Raw genomic sequence first — 14,844 nt, 5'->3', positions numbered from 1 at the left:
GCACATAAAAAGCAGCGGCGGAAGATGGATTCCGCCGCTGCTCGCAGATTTATGGTTTTCTGACCGGATAACAGATCTCGGTGACAAATTCTTCAGGGTTCTGCGTTTCGTGTGGGCTGATATGATAAATATTAAATGCCGGAGCGTCGTAAATATAGCCGTTGTCACGCACCCAAGCAGCAACAGCTGCGTTGACCGCATTGATTTCACTGTACGGCCCTTGATAGGTTGCAGAAGCGAAGGTCACGGGCGGCATGATCTTGAATTTGACATGTTCTGTGTCGTGATATGAACCCTTTACCGTTTTTTGTGCTTCAACATCTACATCAGATTCACGGTATTCTCCGTCATGGAAGATGACACTGCAATAGCATGGATCATCCGGCTGAATGTGCAGCGATGCAGTCTCACTGACCAGAATGCTCCACAGCATGCCTTCCTGATCGTAGGAAGGGATTGTCATACGGACAGAGGCAACCTGCCGTTCAGGCAGGGATTTTAATGTGACATCATACATAGTAGCTTCCTCCTTTTGCAGCCGCCTGCGGGCGGTGTCCAGAAGTCGCAGCCGTCGTGCGGTATCCGCAGCTTGCTGCTCCAGCTCGATTTGCCGGATGGCGAGATAGTGGTCAATCTGTTCCCGGTTTTCGCCACAGGCAAGGATTTCGCCAATCAGGGACAGACCGAAGCCAAGATCCTTCAGGGCAGTGATTCGACAGACAATGGGCAGCTGATCCTCACTGTAGTAACGATAGCCGGTATGCGGATCAATGGCGGCAGGCGCGAGCAAGTCGATTTCATCGTAATGGCGCAGCATGCGAATGCTGACTCTGGACAGCTTTGAAAATTCTCCGATTTTTAACATGGTCGGTACCTCACATATGTCCGGATTCGTTTGAGCTCAGCTTTATTGTAGAGCCTGCCACAGTGTCAGAGTCAAGAGGGATTTGAAAAAAGCTGACATAGATTTTAAGAAAAAATAACATAACTATGGTGGTAAATTTGTTTGCCTTCCCCTATGCTATAGGTATAGAATAAAAGAAACAACAGACTTTAGACTTTATAGACAATCGAAGAGAAAGGGGAGAGACTGGTATGCCAACGACATATGCACATTATCGCTTTGGCTGTACCGTATACAACCGTTTGCCAGAGAAGCAGCAGCATCTGATTGACACCTATCGCCCGCTGTATGACATCGGGCTGCATGGGCCGGATGTGCTGTTTTATTACCGTCCGTTTTTGTCCAATGAAGTGAAGGCGCTGGGCAACAGCATGCACAATCAGACCGGACAGGAAGTATTTGCGCAGGCGGGGGAACGGATTTTACGGGAATTTGATTTCCGACCGTTGCTTGTGTATACGTATGGTTTTTTGTGCCATTTTGTGTTGGATGCCATGTGTCATGGCTATGTGGCACGGAAGATTTTGGACAGCGGCATTTCCCATTCGGAAATTGAAGCGGAATTTGACCGCGCACTGATGGTACACGATGGATATAATCCGGTGCGCCACTGTGTCACCGGACATCTTCAGCCGACAAAAGCGCATGCCGCCGTACTCAGCCGATTTTTTTCCGGTATAACACAGAGGCAGGCATATGAGGCCATGCGTTCGATGGTACAGGAGTTGAACCTGCTTACGCAGCCGTCCCATCTGGGGCGCGGCGCGCTGTATGCTGCCCTCACGTTGTCAGGCAACCGAGGCATGTGTGACCTCGTCGTGAATTACAGGGCCAATCCCGCTTGTTTTGACAGCACAGAGGAACTGGCACGCCGTTATGTACAGGCTCAGCCAAAGGCAGTCGAAGCAATTTCCTCCTATTTTGATATCATACACGGGCGTGGGACATATGACAGTCTGTTTGACCGCACCTTTGACCCGTCACCGGAGGAGAAAACAGATGGATAAAGCGCTGACCCGGCTGGAAAAACAGTGGGTGATGTATGACGTCGGCAATTCGGCATTTGTCATGCTGGTCTCCACCATCATGCCGATTTATTTTAATTATCTCGCAGATCAGGGTGGGCTGTCGTCGGTACAATATCTTGCTTATTGGGGGTATGCGTCCTCGATTGCGACGCTGCTGGTTGCATTGAGCGGCCCGGTGTTTGGCACGTTTTCTGATATCAAAGGCATGAAAAAACCGCTGTTCGCGGCGGCAATGGCGGTGGGCGCGCTGGGCTGTGCCGCACTCGGCTTTATGAAACAGTGGCTGCTGTTTCTGGTGGTTTTTGTGGTTGCCAAATTCGGTTACGCTGTCAGCCTGATTTTCTATGATTCCATGCTCACTGATATCACAGAGCCGGAGCGCATGGATCGTGTATCGTCCAGCGGCTATGCATGGGGCTATATCGGCAGCTGTATTCCGTTTGTCGCCTGTCTCGGCATAGTGCTCGGTTCAGACAGCCTTGGCATTTCGATGGAAATGGCGATGACACTGGCATTCCTGCTCACAGCTGTGTGGTGGCTGTGTATGACGCTGCCACTGCTGCGCAGCTTTCACCAGCGGTATTATGTTGAACGCCGCCCGCATGCCGTCCGCATGAGCTTTTCCCGTCTGTGGCATACACTGTGCGGCATGCGGCAGGAAAAGCAGGTACTCTTTTTCCTGCTTGCGTTCTTTTTTTATATCGATGGCGTGTATACAATCATCGACATGGCAACGGCTTATGGTTCGGCGCTCGGGCTGGATTCGACCGGCCTGCTGCTCGCATTGCTGGTCACACAGATTGTCGCCTGCCCATTTTCGCTGCTGTTTGGCAGGCTGTCGGGACGGATTGAACCGCAGCAATTGATTACCGTGTGCATCTGTGCCTATGTCGGCATCGCCGTGTTTGCCATGTTTCTGCATTCACAGGTGCAGTTCTGGATTCTTGCGGTGTGTGTCGGCATGTTCCAGGGCGGCATTCAGGCGCTGTCCCGCTCGTATTTCGCCAAAATCATTCCGCAGGAAAAATCGGGCGAATATTTCGGCCTGCTGGACATCTGCGGCAAGGGTGCGGCCTTTATGGGAACCGCGGTTGTCAGCATCATTTCCCAGGTGACCGGCAGCATGAACCTCGGTGTCGGCGCGATTGTCGTGCTGTTCCTGCTCGGGATTATACTGTTCCGCAAGGCGGTGGCGTATGAAACAGAAGCATAAAATACAAGTATGGTTTTACGATAACAAAAGCCCGGCTATCAGCCTGGGCTTTTTCGACAGACTGAGCCTCCGGCGGCTGCCGGAGGCTTTTTTTACGTGTTATTCGGGTTTCTCGCCGCATACGGTCTGTCCGGTCATCATCTCCGACCACAGAGTCAGATGGCGTCCGCGCACGTCGTATACGCGCACAAGACCGCGCAGGTCTTCGGGTGCGTCAGGACACAATTCTGCGAATATGTCCGGACAGTCTGCCAGAAGACCGGGCTGATACAGTTTGGTCTTTTCTGATTCAAAGACTGCGGCATAGAAGATATCCGCCTCGACCAGATCCTGGAACATATGGCTGCCATAGGACAGTTCCGGCATATAGCCCGCTGAACTGTCGGATACCTCGCAGATGACAGAAAAATTGGCAATATCCGCGAAGACAACCGGCACACCGAGCTCCGGTGAGGAGGTACCGATGCGCCCCGGTGCGAGCAGCATGAGGGTTGCATCGGTTTCATTGAATGCACGGTTGACTGCACCGACGGCGCGTGCAACAGCAGGTTTTTGTACATATGGATAATTGTAGTAGCCCTTTGGATCGACCTGTACGACATAGTCAAAGGTCAGCTCGGTTGACTGGCCCATGGTCGCGTCATGCAGCGCGAACAGAGTGCGTTCCGGCGGGAGCTGTGGGACAGTGACTGTACGGCTGCCATTGCGGGAGGTCAATGGGCGGCATTGCAGCAGGTTGACAGAAAAATCACCGTCTTTGTCGCAGTTGACTGTGAACTCGATGTCGACCGGCACACCGTATTCTGCCTGTAAAATTTCCATGATGCGGTGCATCAGCCGAGGGAACTCTTTTTTGGCAAGCAGGTGCTGGCAGGTGGCAAAGCATACCTCGCGCCATGCACCGCGCTCACGCAGGCGGCTTTCGGCCTCGTAATCGTGTTCCAATACAATGTATTTGTACCAGTCGGGCAGATCGGGAAGCAGTTCTTCCAGCTTGCGCGTGACAAGGGAATTGCTTGTGAAATCCAACACATCGATACAGTGCTGGGAAAACCGATGCTTCTGCGCCATGGTTGTGTGTGTCGTCGTATCCGGGCGGTCGAGACTGACGAGGCGGGGATAGTCACCCTCCGTGCGGTCGACGGCGCGTGTGCCGAGACCCATGACAATGCGCAGCATGCCTGCGGACGGGTCCATATCCGGGCGCCAGCGATAGGCACTGTGCGAATAACCGACACCGGCTGCCCCCGGCATGAAGAATTTTCCGTTGTAATTGGTGCCGGAAACACGCTGGACAAGAATTGCCATCTGTTCGTCCTTGGTGTCCAGTCCGCGGCGGCGGCGATATTCCAGTGCAGAGGGATCCATCGTGCTCGCATAGACAGTGCGTACTGCCTGCTCGAATTGTTCCAGCCGTTCCTCCGGTGTGCCGCTGTTGACACAGAACACGGATTCATACTTTCCGGCAAACGCATTGCCAAAGCTGTCCTCCAGCAGGCTGGAAGAGCGTGCAATAATCGGGCTTTGACCGAAATATTCCAGCATGGCACGGAACTGTTCACGGATTTTGGGCGGGAAGCTGCCGGACAGCAGCTTTTCTTTCAACTCGGCGGCGAGTGTAAAGTATCCCGGCTCGGTTTTCTGCCGCACACGCAGATCCCAGCAGTCGTTGGCGACGATATAGGTATAAAAGACATCCGAACCGATGTAATAGGAATCGTGTGGTTCGAGTGTATCGCCCAGCTCCGGCATGGCAGCGCGTACCAGACGGCGCGCGAGCAGCATGCCGCATGCCTTGCCGCCGATGGTGCCCGTGCCAATCATGCGCCCGCGCACGCGGAAGTAATCCTGTGCGCGGAAATGCTTGCCGATGAGCGCACCCATGCGCTCGTCGCGCGTCATCATGTAACGGCACATGTTGCGGTAGCCCTCGTCATCCAGCACACCCTGGTCGTGCTGTAAGCGTGCGAGTGAGAAAAAACGCTCCCAGCTGTCCAGATTCTGATCGGCAGCGCGTTCCTCTTCCTCGTCATGCAGGGCATAAAAGCGCCCAATGCCAACACCATCGGTCAGCGGGATGAGCGTGCCGTCCGGTTCAAACCGATGCGGCAGGAACATGGTAGACGAAAACCGGTTCCACACCTTGAGCGGCTGGACATAGCGCGTTTCGCCATCGGAATAGGCATCGAGCAGCAGCTGGGTTGTATCTCGAATGCGCGCAACCGCGTCAAACGAATGCCGTCCGCGGATGAGTGGGAAGAATGCAACCGTATCCAGCTGGAACAGGAATGGGCAGGTGACACGGAAGAAGTTGCCCATCATCAGATCCGCTGCCCATACGACCTGTAAATCAGACAGGCAGTCAAACACATAAAATGCATCAAAGCCTTCCTGCTCCACGATGTTGTGCACGGCGACAGTAAACGGCTCAAAGCCCTCAGACGGGTCGAGCGTGTACCGCGTGACACCCTCCTGTTCGGGCACCAATTCGTCGTGGCTGGCAAAACGGATATAGATCAGGTTGCGCTTATCGGCAAGCGCCTGCCTGACATATGGCTCTACAAAAAAACGGAAATCGTCGACCGATGAAACACGCCAGACGACATTGTCGCCCAGACGGATATTGTCGAGCGCTTTGTCCAGACCGGGCAGACCGGACAGGATGCGGTCAAATGCTGCCATGGTGACACCTCATTTCAGTGGGATTTGATATCTTAATTGTAACATATCTGCGCGGCGGACAACAGCAAAATGCGTAAATTCTGCAATTTTACTGCGAGAAAATTTCATAAAATGGGAAAATGTGCTGATAAAGTGGTAGAAATACGGAAAAAAGAAGTAATGACATATTGGATTATGCAAACGGTGAGCGCTTTGCAATCCGTCGTTTCTCTGGTATAATAAAGCCGGACTGTTTTTACAGAATACAAATGCCGTCCCGCTGGGCGGCTGACGATAACAGGAGGAACGCACATGAATCTCAAGGGCAGAAATTTTCTCAAGCTGCTGGACTTCACACCGGAGGAAATCGAGGGAATGCTCGACCTCGCGGCTGACCTCAAGGCAAAGAAAAAGGCGGGCGTACCGCATGACACGCTGCGCGGAAAAAATATCGCGCTGATTTTTGAAAAGACCAGCACCCGCACGCGGTGCAGCTTCGAGGTCGCAGCGCATGACCTCGGCATGCAGGTGACCTATCTCGACCCGTCCGGTTCGCAGATCGGCAAGAAGGAGAGCATCGCGGATACGGCGCGCGTGCTCGGCCGCATGTTTGACGGCATTGAATACCGCGGCTTCGGTCAGGACATTGTCGAGGAGCTGGCAAAGTATGCAGGAGTCCCGGTTTGGAACGGACTGACCAATGAATTCCATCCAACTCAGATTCTGGCGGACTTCCTCACCATCCGGGAACATTTCGGCCGTCTGAAAGGCATCAATTTTGTCTATCTGGGTGATGCGCGCTATAACATGGGCAATTCACTGATGGTCGGCTGTGCAAAGATGGGACTGAATTTCACTGCTTGTGCGCCGAAGGAATATTTCCCGAATGCTGAGCTGATTGCACAGTGCGAGGCGATTGCCGCTGAAACCGGCGCGACGCTGCGCTTCTGTGAGGATCCGATGGAAGCAACGCGCGGTGCAGATGTCCTGTATACCGATGTATGGGTATCCATGGGCGAGCCGGTTGAGGTATGGCAGGAGCGCATTGACGCGCTGGCACCGTATCAGGTTAACAGCAAGTTGATGGAAAACGCAGGCGAACAGGCGGTCTTCATGCACTGTCTGCCGGCATTCCACGACCACAAAACCACCATCGGCAAGGAGATGGGCGAGCGCTTCGGCCGCGATGCAATGGAAGTCTCGGATGAGGTCTTCGAGGGCCCGCAGTCCATTGTGTTCGACGAGGCGGAAAACCGCATGCACACCATCAAGGCAGTTATGGCGGCAACGCTGTAAATGATGTGATACATACAGGGGAGCAGGAGCAAATGCCTGCTCCTCTTTTTTGCGCTGTGGGAGGAGCAAGGATTGACGGCAGTTGCGCACAATGCTATGATATAAATAGAAACAGAATGCCGGGAGGACGAGAGCATGAAAATTGACGGAAATGAGCTGGCAATCCGCCAGAATGAGCTGGATCAGCAGGGCTTCAAACAAGAAGCGTATGAGATGAAGATGGAGTTTTTGAAGCAGGTGCGCGAGAGCGGCGACCACTGCCCATGTACGGAGGCCTGTCCGCATCATGGAAACTGTTTCGAGTGTGTGACCATCCACCGCGGACACCGCGACCATCTGCCGATGTGCCTGTGGGATATGGTGAATGAACGCATTGCTGCGCTGTCACACATGACGGAGGGTTCATTGCGGCAATATGAGACGGAGCATGCGGAAAAATGACACAAATGCGAGCATATTGGGTAGAGATAAATAAGGAAGGCTATTGCAATTCGTATCATAAGATGATATAATATTCCAAGAACAATCCGTGGAAAGCCCATGGGGAATTATTTGCGACACGCAGAAAGGAATGGCAAATATGAAATGGCAGAAAAGATTGATGAGCCTTGTGCTCGCAGGCTGCATGTCGGTTTCCGTACTGGCAACGGCTGCTATGGCGGCAGACGTGCCGGCACAGGACGGGCAGGGAACAACGGTAGAGACTGCGGTTGACTGTGCGGCAGGCGCACATGCATGGGATGCTGGCAAGGTGACGGTTGAGCCGACTGAGACGACCACCGGCATCAAGGTTTATACCTGCAAAATTTGCGGTGAGACCAAGACCGTAAGACTGCCGAAGCTGACCACCAAGCCGGTCAGCGAGATTTTCACTGATGTCCCGGCTGCTTCCTGGTACGTTCCGTACGTACAGTACGTATATTCCTACGGCCTGATGGACGGCACCAGCGCAACCACCTTCGCTCCGAAGTCCCCGCTGACCCGTGCGATGGTTGCACAGATCCTGTATGCACAGGCGTACAAGCCGGAAGTAACCGGTGAATCCGTATTCAGCGACGTAACCAACAGCGATTCCTGGTACTATGATGCTGTTATCTGGGCAAGCCAGAACAAGGTTGTTGCAGGCTATCCGGACGGCACCTTCCAGCCGAAGGGCAATGTTACCCGCGAAGAGCTCGCTATGATGCTGTACGCTCGTGAGGGCAAGCCGAAGGTTTCTGACTGGTCGCTGAAGGCATTTGCTGATGCAGACAAGGTTCAGGGCTGGGCTAAGGATGCAATTGTCTGGGCAAACCAGGTCGGCATCATCTACGGTTCCGCTGACAACGGCGAGCTGTACCTCAACCCGCAGGGCAATGCAACCCGTGCAGAGGCTGCTACCATGCTGTCTAAGTACCTGTCTCTGAAGGACTGGGCTGACTAAGTCAAACTGCATCAAGATGCAATGATGTAAAAAAGATGCTCCTTCCGCTTTGCGGAGGGAGCATTTTTTCTGTCTTTACGGAAATAAGAATCGATGCAGCGGTTCGGTCAGATGCCGTTCCCAGAATCGGATGCACATGCCAACGCCGAATGCGGCGATAAAGGTTCCTTCCCGGATACCGCTGATGTTGTGCAGGAAGAAAAGCGACAGGATCACGGTCAGTGCTACAACTGTCCAGTCGAACCAGATTTTTGTTGTGGACATCGGCTTGCCGGTTTTAAATGCCAGTGCCAGTGCGACTGCATCAGCCGGCATATTCAGGATATCAGCTGCGACATAGAGGAAAATTCCTGTGCCGAGAAAAACAATGCTGCACAGCATATAGATAAACTGGATGAGATAGCCCGGATTGGCGGGCAGCAGGTTGGTCAGCATACCGGACAGTGTGACAAACCAACCGAAAATTGTGGAAATAACGAGCTGGAGCAGGTTAAACCATTGGAAATCGCGGCGCAGAATCAGAATCTGCAATACGATATACACGGAAAACACCAGCGTAGTACATAGCCCGAGGCTTTTTCCGGAAATCAGGCTGACAACATAAGGAATGGTGTCAATCGGGGAAACACCAAGCCCGGACAGGACGGATAAATTGACGCCGACTGTCATCAGAAACAGGCCGACAAGATACACCGGAATCCGGCGCACCCAGGAAACAGTTTTTGTCATGGAGTTCATTCCTCTCTCTCTTTTTACAAGAGGCATGTTTGCCCCTTTGTTGTCATTGTAGCAGAAAGGACGCGTGGAGAATAGAATAATCTTGCGAAATGTTCCAAATTGGAAAGGGTTTGCAGCCGATCCATCCGCGTGGTATGATACAAATATCAAAGCGAAAGAAGGAACAGATATGATTCTCGAACAGATCATTCAGGCCGTGCGTGAGTGCGGTGAAATGATTTTGCAGGCCGACCGCACGCAGGCGGCGGCCGAAATAAAAGATGGACAGTCGAATAATCTGGTCACGAAATATGACAGAGCTGTGCAGGAGGCATTGCGTGACAAGCTGCTGGAGATTGCACCACAGGCACATTTTGTCGGGGAAGAAGAAGATGTGCACGAATCGATCGCACGCGGCGATGCCTTTGTTGTCGATCCGATTGACGGTACGACAAATTTCGTCAAGGATTACAAGTGCAGTGCGATTTCTGTTGCAATGACGCACGATGGGACGCAGGAAATCGGCGTGGTGTATAACCCATATCTTGATGAGATGTTTTATGCACAGCGCGGTAAGGGTGCGTTCTGCAACGGAAAGCCGATTCATGTCTCCGAGAAACCGTTACAGCAGGGACTCACGCTGTTCGGCTCCGCTTCCTATTACAAAGAACTGGTGGATGATTCATTCCGCCTGCTGCGCCTGTGCTTTGACCGTTCCATGGATATTCGCCGCAGCGGGTCAGCGGCGATTGATCTGTGTACGATTGCAGCGGGACGCGCGGAGCTGTATTTTGAACTCCGCTTGCAGCCGTGGGATTATGCAGCAGGCTCTCTCATTGTCCGCGAGGCGGGAGGCTCTGTCACACGTGTGGAGGGCGGGGAGATCGACCTCACAAAGGCATGCTCTGTGCTTGCCACCGGAACCGGTGCAGATCCGTCGTTCCTGCGTGTATAACGTCTGCTTGACAGGTTTGGTAATCCGTGCTATTCTGAATATAACAAGAGAGACATACCGGCAACGGCTGTCCCTTATAGAAAGTGATTGAAGCAATCGCCATCTTTGGAAGGGTTAGGCGGTTGCTTCTTTTTTATCTGGAAAGTAAAATGACCAGATTGATGATCGATACAATCAGCGTACAGAACTGAAACAGCTCTGAATACGTAACGTTTTTCACATCATCCACCCCCGATCCTTTACAGATTTGGGGGAAAGAAGTTTGTCCCCATCGAAAAATCAGGGGACAGCCGCCACCGTTTTGGTATGTCTCTGTGCACGATTCTAGCAGATTGGACAAAACCTGTCAATCGGGGACAGGCAAGCCGCCGCGGGCGCTTTTGGCGCAGCCGCGGCGGCTTTTTTTGCATGTCCGTATGACGTTATGTTTCTTTCCATACAGGGATGGTAACCATTGCCTTGAACAGGTCGCCGTCGATTTCGACACGGCAGGTGCCACCCATCAGTTCGGCGAGACTTCTGGCAATTGACAAGCCCAGTCCACTGCCTTCGGTGTGACGCGAACGGTCGCCGCGCGTAAAGCGTTCCATCAGCTCGTCAGAGGAGATGTTCAGCTCGGATGCGCTGATGTTCTTTATCGTCAGGGTTGCAAATTCCGTACCCGGCTGGATGGCGATATAAACGCGGCTTCCGGGCAGCGCATAGCGCGCACAGTTGGAAAGCAGGTTGTCAAGAATACGCCATAGCAGCCGTCCGTCTGCGTTGACATAGACCGGCGGATTGGAATCGATGCGGACATCGAGATTTGCCTTTGTCAGATGCTCCGAGCGTTCGCCGAGTGCCTGCCGCAGCAGGGCATCAAAGTCAGCCTGCATCAGCTCGACCTTCATCGCGCCGCTGGAGGCCTTGGACGCGTCGAACAGGTCGCCGGTCAGGATGCGCAGGCGCTGTGCCTTCTGGTCGAGGACATCCACATATTCGCGGGCGGTCGGATCGGTCAGATTGCATTTTTTCAGCAGGTCGATGTAGGTGATGATGCTGGTCAGCGGGGTTTTGATGTCGTGCGATACGTTGGAGATCAACTCGGCTTTGAGCCGTTCCGACTTGACCGCGGTGTTGACTGCGTCGCCGAAGCCGTCCGAAATGCCATTGAGATCGTCGGCGAGCGCATGCAGCTCCCTGCTGCCATACTCCAGCTTGATGTGCGTTTCCGTCTTTCCGGCGCGGATGTCACGAGCACCGTTTGTGACCGCTTCAAAACTATCCGCCTCGCGCATGCCGAAGTACAGCAGGCCGGCAATAATAAACGGGACAGTGAACCAGAATATACAGAGCAGCGGGAGCAGAATGGAAAGGATTGCGATTTTCTGACGCAGGGATGATTTGCCGAACTGCTGCGCCAGCCAGCGCACGCCATGCACGATATACTTCTTGAACAACCGCCAGAACAGAAATCCGTTGAGCCATTTGCGCGCTTTGATGCGGCGGATCTGCGCGAGCACCAGACCGAGCGTGACAGCTGCCAGCAGCATGGACGAGACAATGACAATGGGATACAGTATGTTCTGCGGAATGGAGTCATACTGGTCGATGAGGACGCAGATGATACCGACCCATGTGAGCCATGCGGCAGTGCCGAGGACAATCTGCGCTTCTGTCCAGACGCGGTCGAAGCCGATCAGATGAATGCCATCGGCTGTGGTTTTGCGGCCTGCGCCGCAGCACAGGAGGACAAAACCCAGCAGCGCGGCGAGTACAACGATGCAGATGATGCCTGCGAAGCGCTGTACGACGCGGCTGGCGGTCGCCCACTGTGCAGCCATGCTGTCATATGTGGTCGGCCTGAGCGCGAGGAGCAGCACATCGCCAGAACCAAAGGGTTGGTCGTAATAGCTGGAAATATCCTCAATTGGCTGCGCGGTGTCATCCCACAGCTGTCCCTGCCAGTCGAAGAATCCGTTTGCGTTCAGAGAACAGACAAGCGGATAGTCGGATGCGGTCAGCTGCTTCTTTGCAGCGGCAGCATTTGTGACATCCAGATTGGTCAGGGTTGTATCGGTTTCCTTGCAGTACGCATAGTAGTCGTAGCCCTCAAGGAGCGATGTCAGCCGGGCGGTATCGCGGACATTGTCCAATTGTTCGGCAATCATTTTCTGACGAAAGACAGCATAAACTCCGCGATTCATTTCCAGCCAGCCGCGAAAGTTTGCTGCATCGCCGCCGTCCTGCGTGATTTCATAGTTCATTGCCAGCGTGACCAGTTCGTTGATCTTTTCGTCGGACAGTGCATTGGACGAACCTTCCTCTGCCGGATATACGGTGCGCCGTATGGTTTGCATCTCAAGCGATTCGTCCTCATATTCGTTGTAATACAGATCATAGTAGAAATTATAAATTTGCTCACAAAGCTCAACTTCGTCGATACTCTGCCCGGAGGCGACATAGCTCTCGTTTCCCTGCTGTACCTGGCTGTACAGCTGATAGATCAGGGAATCCTGATTTTCTATCAGATAATTGGCGGGCATCTCCCGCGTGAACAGCATGCGACCGTCGAGCATGGAATCGAGATAGTTGTCCTGCGCGTTGTACACATAGTCTGCGAAAGCAGCCGCCTGCCATGCGGCGACGCCTGCGGAGGCCACCACGAGGATGACCGCAACTGCCTTAACCCAGCAGTTTCGGGTGAAGTTTCTCCATTTTGTAGCCAATTCCCCACACCACCTTTAAGTATTTCGGCTCTTTTGGGTTGATTTCGATTTTTTCCCGGATGCGCCGGATGTGAACAGCAACGGTGTTTTCCGGACTGTATGCAGTCTCGTTCCACACCGCCTCATAGATCTGCGAGATGGAGAACACCTGCCCGGCATGTTTGGTCAGGAAAGCGAGAATGCCGTATTCGCGCGGCGTCAGACTGACCGGCTCACCGTCGACCGTGACAGATTTCGCCGCGTCATCGATCACAAGTCCACCGGTGCGATATACACGGCTTTGCTCCTGCACCATCATGCCGCCAAGTGCTGTATAGCGCCGCAGCTGGGAGCGGACGCGTGCCATCAGCTCCGCCGGGTTGAACGGCTTGGTTACATAGTCATCCGCACCGACCGTCAGGCCGTCAATTTTGTCGACATCCTCGCTCTTGGCGGAAAGCATGATAACCGGGATGTTCTGCGTTTCACGCAGCACCTCGGTCGCCCGCATGCCGTCCATGCCCGGCATCATGATATCCATGATGACCAGATGGATGGTTTGCTTTGCGCAGATGTCCAGCGCCTCCAGACCATCATGTGCTTCGACCGCCTCGTAACCGGCGGCGCGCAGGTAAATGCCAATCGCCCGCGCAATTGCGGGATCGTCGTCGCAGACGAGAATACGGTACAGCATCTGTGTGTCCTCCTTGCTGTCTATGGGTATAGGATAAAAAAGCTTCCTTTCAAAGGATATCACAGAAATCTTAATAATTTCTGAAGAAAACAAAAAATACCATGGTATGGTAAAAATGCATAACTTGTTTTATATGAATTTGGAAGATCAGACAAAATCTCGAGAGACGCTGAAAACCGCGTTGACAAATCTCGCGGGGCAGGCTATACTGAAGATACGATAAACGAACACAGCTGTGACTGGTAAAGCAGGCAGGACTAGATTACATACTTTGCGCAAGACTCGCGGAAAAGTTTGCAACTAGTCTTTTTTTATTCCAGAGGGAAAGCTGGAAAACAGGGAAATGGGAACACAGGGAAAGAGAGCATACCATGTATCGCATTGCGCGTGTCATAGGAAATAATTTTGTGTGCTCGGTCGGGGAGGATGGACAAGAGGTCATTCTGCGCGGTCTGGGCATCGGATTCCGCAAGAAAAAGGGCGACATTGTGCCGCCTGCGACCATTGAGAAGGTTTATGCGCTTCGGGATGAACGAGCCAAGAGCAAGCTCATGGAGCTGGTGAAGGATGTGCCGACCGAGCATGTCGCCGTCTGCACGGAGATTATCGAATGCGCCCAGCAACGCCTCGGGAAAAAGCTGAGCGAAAATATCTACATCACATTGACCGATCATATCAGCTTTGCCATTGAGCGCAAGGCGAAAGGGCTGGAATACAAAAACGGCCTGCTGTGGGAGATCAAAAATTTCTATCCAAATGAATTTTCAATCGGTCAGCACGCAATTGAAATGGTGCACGACCGGCTCGACGTACAGCTGAGTGAGGACGAAGCCGGATTTGTGGCGCTGCATATCGTCAACGCTGAGCTGGACACCGATATGTCGGATATGGTCAAGATCACCGAGATGATTCAGGTTATCCTGAAGACCGTCCGCAACTATTACGGCATTACGCTGAATGAAAATTCGCTCGATTACGGGCGGTTTATCACGCACCTCAAGTTCCTCGGCCAGCGCATCGCGCGGCGGGAGACCATGGAGGGTGACGATGAGCAGTTTCAGCGCATGATCCGTGACCGCTATCCGCGCGATTATATCTGCGCACAGCGGATCCGGACGTATCTGGAAAAACAATTTCACTGCAATCTTTCGGAGGAGGAAATGGTGTTCCTCACGGTGCACCTGCGCCGGGTTTCCGGAAGCAAAGAATAACAGAATATGGAAGCTTGTGACCGGGCAGAAATGCTTGGGCAAGACCTTGCGCTGA

The 14,844-nt window shown here is 53.1% G+C and carries 12 protein-coding genes; 7 read left to right on the top strand and 5 right to left on the bottom strand.

Features of this window, described 5'->3' with window-relative positions; translation table 11 throughout:
- Window positions 1-49: 49 nt before the first annotated feature.
- A complete protein-coding gene (locus tag CBW42_RS06920; protein ID WP_087019092.1) occupies window positions 50-865 on the bottom strand; it encodes a MerR family transcriptional regulator in 816 nt (271 codons plus the stop codon).
- A 230-nt stretch (window positions 866-1,095) separates the two neighbouring features.
- Between CBW42_RS06920 and CBW42_RS06915 the strand changes: the two genes are divergently transcribed.
- Together CBW42_RS06915 and CBW42_RS06910 are read left to right on the top strand one after the other, a co-directional pair.
- On the top strand, window positions 1,096-1,911 hold the full coding sequence (locus tag CBW42_RS06915) for a zinc dependent phospholipase C family protein (RefSeq protein WP_087019090.1): 816 nt from the start codon (window positions 1,096-1,098) through the stop codon (window positions 1,909-1,911).
- On the top strand, window positions 1,904-3,145 hold the full coding sequence (locus CBW42_RS06910) for an MFS transporter (protein ID WP_087019088.1): 1,242 nt from the start codon (window positions 1,904-1,906) through the stop codon (window positions 3,143-3,145). Before CBW42_RS06915 ends, CBW42_RS06910 begins: the two co-directional genes overlap by 8 nt.
- Window positions 3,146-3,244: 99 nt before the next feature.
- On the opposite strand, the gene CBW42_RS06905 is transcribed toward CBW42_RS06910, so the two are convergent.
- Window positions 3,245-5,827, bottom strand: coding sequence for a PEP/pyruvate-binding domain-containing protein (locus CBW42_RS06905; RefSeq protein ID WP_087019086.1), 2,583 nt, complete (start codon window positions 5,825-5,827; stop codon window positions 3,245-3,247).
- Window positions 5,828-6,118: 291 nt separating this feature from the next.
- On the opposite strand from CBW42_RS06905, the gene argF reads away from it, so the two are divergent.
- From argF to CBW42_RS06890, 3 genes are all read left to right on the top strand, one after another.
- Window positions 6,119-7,102, top strand: coding sequence for an ornithine carbamoyltransferase (argF, locus tag CBW42_RS06900; protein ID WP_087019083.1), 984 nt, complete (start codon window positions 6,119-6,121; stop codon window positions 7,100-7,102).
- A gap of 135 nt (window positions 7,103-7,237) precedes the next feature.
- Window positions 7,238-7,543, top strand: coding sequence for a hypothetical protein (locus CBW42_RS06895; RefSeq protein WP_087019081.1), 306 nt, complete (start codon window positions 7,238-7,240; stop codon window positions 7,541-7,543).
- Between the two features lie 139 nt (window positions 7,544-7,682).
- Window positions 7,683-8,525, top strand: a complete 843-nt coding sequence (locus tag CBW42_RS06890; RefSeq protein WP_165761094.1) for an S-layer homology domain-containing protein — start codon at window positions 7,683-7,685, stop codon at window positions 8,523-8,525.
- Between the two features lie 75 nt (window positions 8,526-8,600).
- Here CBW42_RS06890 and CBW42_RS06885 read toward each other — a convergent pair whose 3' ends face one another.
- The gene (locus CBW42_RS06885; RefSeq protein WP_133058277.1) at window positions 8,601-9,254 is read right to left on the bottom strand and encodes a YczE/YyaS/YitT family protein; all 654 of its coding nucleotides are present in this window, start codon (window positions 9,252-9,254) and stop codon (window positions 8,601-8,603) included.
- Window positions 9,255-9,432: 178 nt separating this feature from the next.
- On the opposite strand from CBW42_RS06885, the gene CBW42_RS06880 reads away from it, so the two are divergent.
- Complete coding sequence (locus tag CBW42_RS06880) at window positions 9,433-10,197, top strand: inositol monophosphatase family protein (protein WP_087019075.1); 765 nt, start codon at window positions 9,433-9,435, stop codon at window positions 10,195-10,197.
- 422 nt (window positions 10,198-10,619) lie between these two features.
- Here the strand turns inward: CBW42_RS06880 and CBW42_RS06875 are convergent, their stop codons facing one another.
- Entirely contained in the window at window positions 10,620-12,905 is a 2,286-nt protein-coding gene (locus CBW42_RS06875; RefSeq protein WP_133058276.1) for a sensor histidine kinase, read from the bottom strand.
- Window positions 12,862-13,578, bottom strand: coding sequence for a response regulator transcription factor (locus CBW42_RS06870; protein WP_087019070.1), 717 nt, complete (start codon window positions 13,576-13,578; stop codon window positions 12,862-12,864). Before CBW42_RS06870 ends, CBW42_RS06875 begins: the two co-directional genes overlap by 44 nt.
- 371 nt (window positions 13,579-13,949) lie before the next feature.
- Here CBW42_RS06870 and licT point away from each other — a divergent pair, with 371 nt between their 5' ends.
- Window positions 13,950-14,789: a BglG family transcription antiterminator LicT gene (gene licT / locus CBW42_RS06865; RefSeq protein ID WP_087019068.1), complete on the top strand. Its 840-nt coding sequence runs from the start codon at window positions 13,950-13,952 to the stop codon at window positions 14,787-14,789.
- Window positions 14,790-14,844: the final 55 nt, after the last annotated feature.

This window comes from Butyricicoccus porcorum, assembly GCF_002157465.1.
Lineage (GTDB): Bacteria > Bacillota > Clostridia > Oscillospirales > Butyricicoccaceae > Butyricicoccus_A > Butyricicoccus_A porcorum.
This window is presented reverse-complemented; position numbering and strand designations above follow the sequence as displayed.

Bases quoted from the DNA above. Each gene is read 5' to 3' on its own strand.
- CBW42_RS06920 (WP_087019092.1), bottom strand. From the start codon at position 865: ATGTTAAAAATCGGAGAATTTTCAAAGCTGTCCAGAGTCAGCATTCGC.
- CBW42_RS06915 (WP_087019090.1), top strand. From the start codon at position 1,096: ATGCCAACGACATATGCACATTATCGCTTTGGCTGTACCGTATACAAC.
- CBW42_RS06910 (WP_087019088.1), top strand. From the start codon at position 1,904: ATGGATAAAGCGCTGACCCGGCTGGAAAAACAGTGGGTGATGTATGAC.
- CBW42_RS06905 (WP_087019086.1), bottom strand. From the start codon at position 5,827: ATGGCAGCATTTGACCGCATCCTGTCCGGTCTGCCCGGTCTGGACAAA.
- argF (WP_087019083.1), top strand. From the start codon at position 6,119: ATGAATCTCAAGGGCAGAAATTTTCTCAAGCTGCTGGACTTCACACCG.
- CBW42_RS06895 (WP_087019081.1), top strand. From the start codon at position 7,238: ATGAAAATTGACGGAAATGAGCTGGCAATCCGCCAGAATGAGCTGGAT.
- CBW42_RS06890 (WP_165761094.1), top strand. From the start codon at position 7,683: ATGAAATGGCAGAAAAGATTGATGAGCCTTGTGCTCGCAGGCTGCATG.
- CBW42_RS06885 (WP_133058277.1), bottom strand. From the start codon at position 9,254: ATGACAAAAACTGTTTCCTGGGTGCGCCGGATTCCGGTGTATCTTGTC.
- CBW42_RS06880 (WP_087019075.1), top strand. From the start codon at position 9,433: ATGATTCTCGAACAGATCATTCAGGCCGTGCGTGAGTGCGGTGAAATG.
- CBW42_RS06870 (WP_087019070.1), bottom strand. From the start codon at position 13,578: ATGCTGTACCGTATTCTCGTCTGCGACGACGATCCCGCAATTGCGCGG.
- licT (WP_087019068.1), top strand. From the start codon at position 13,950: ATGTATCGCATTGCGCGTGTCATAGGAAATAATTTTGTGTGCTCGGTC.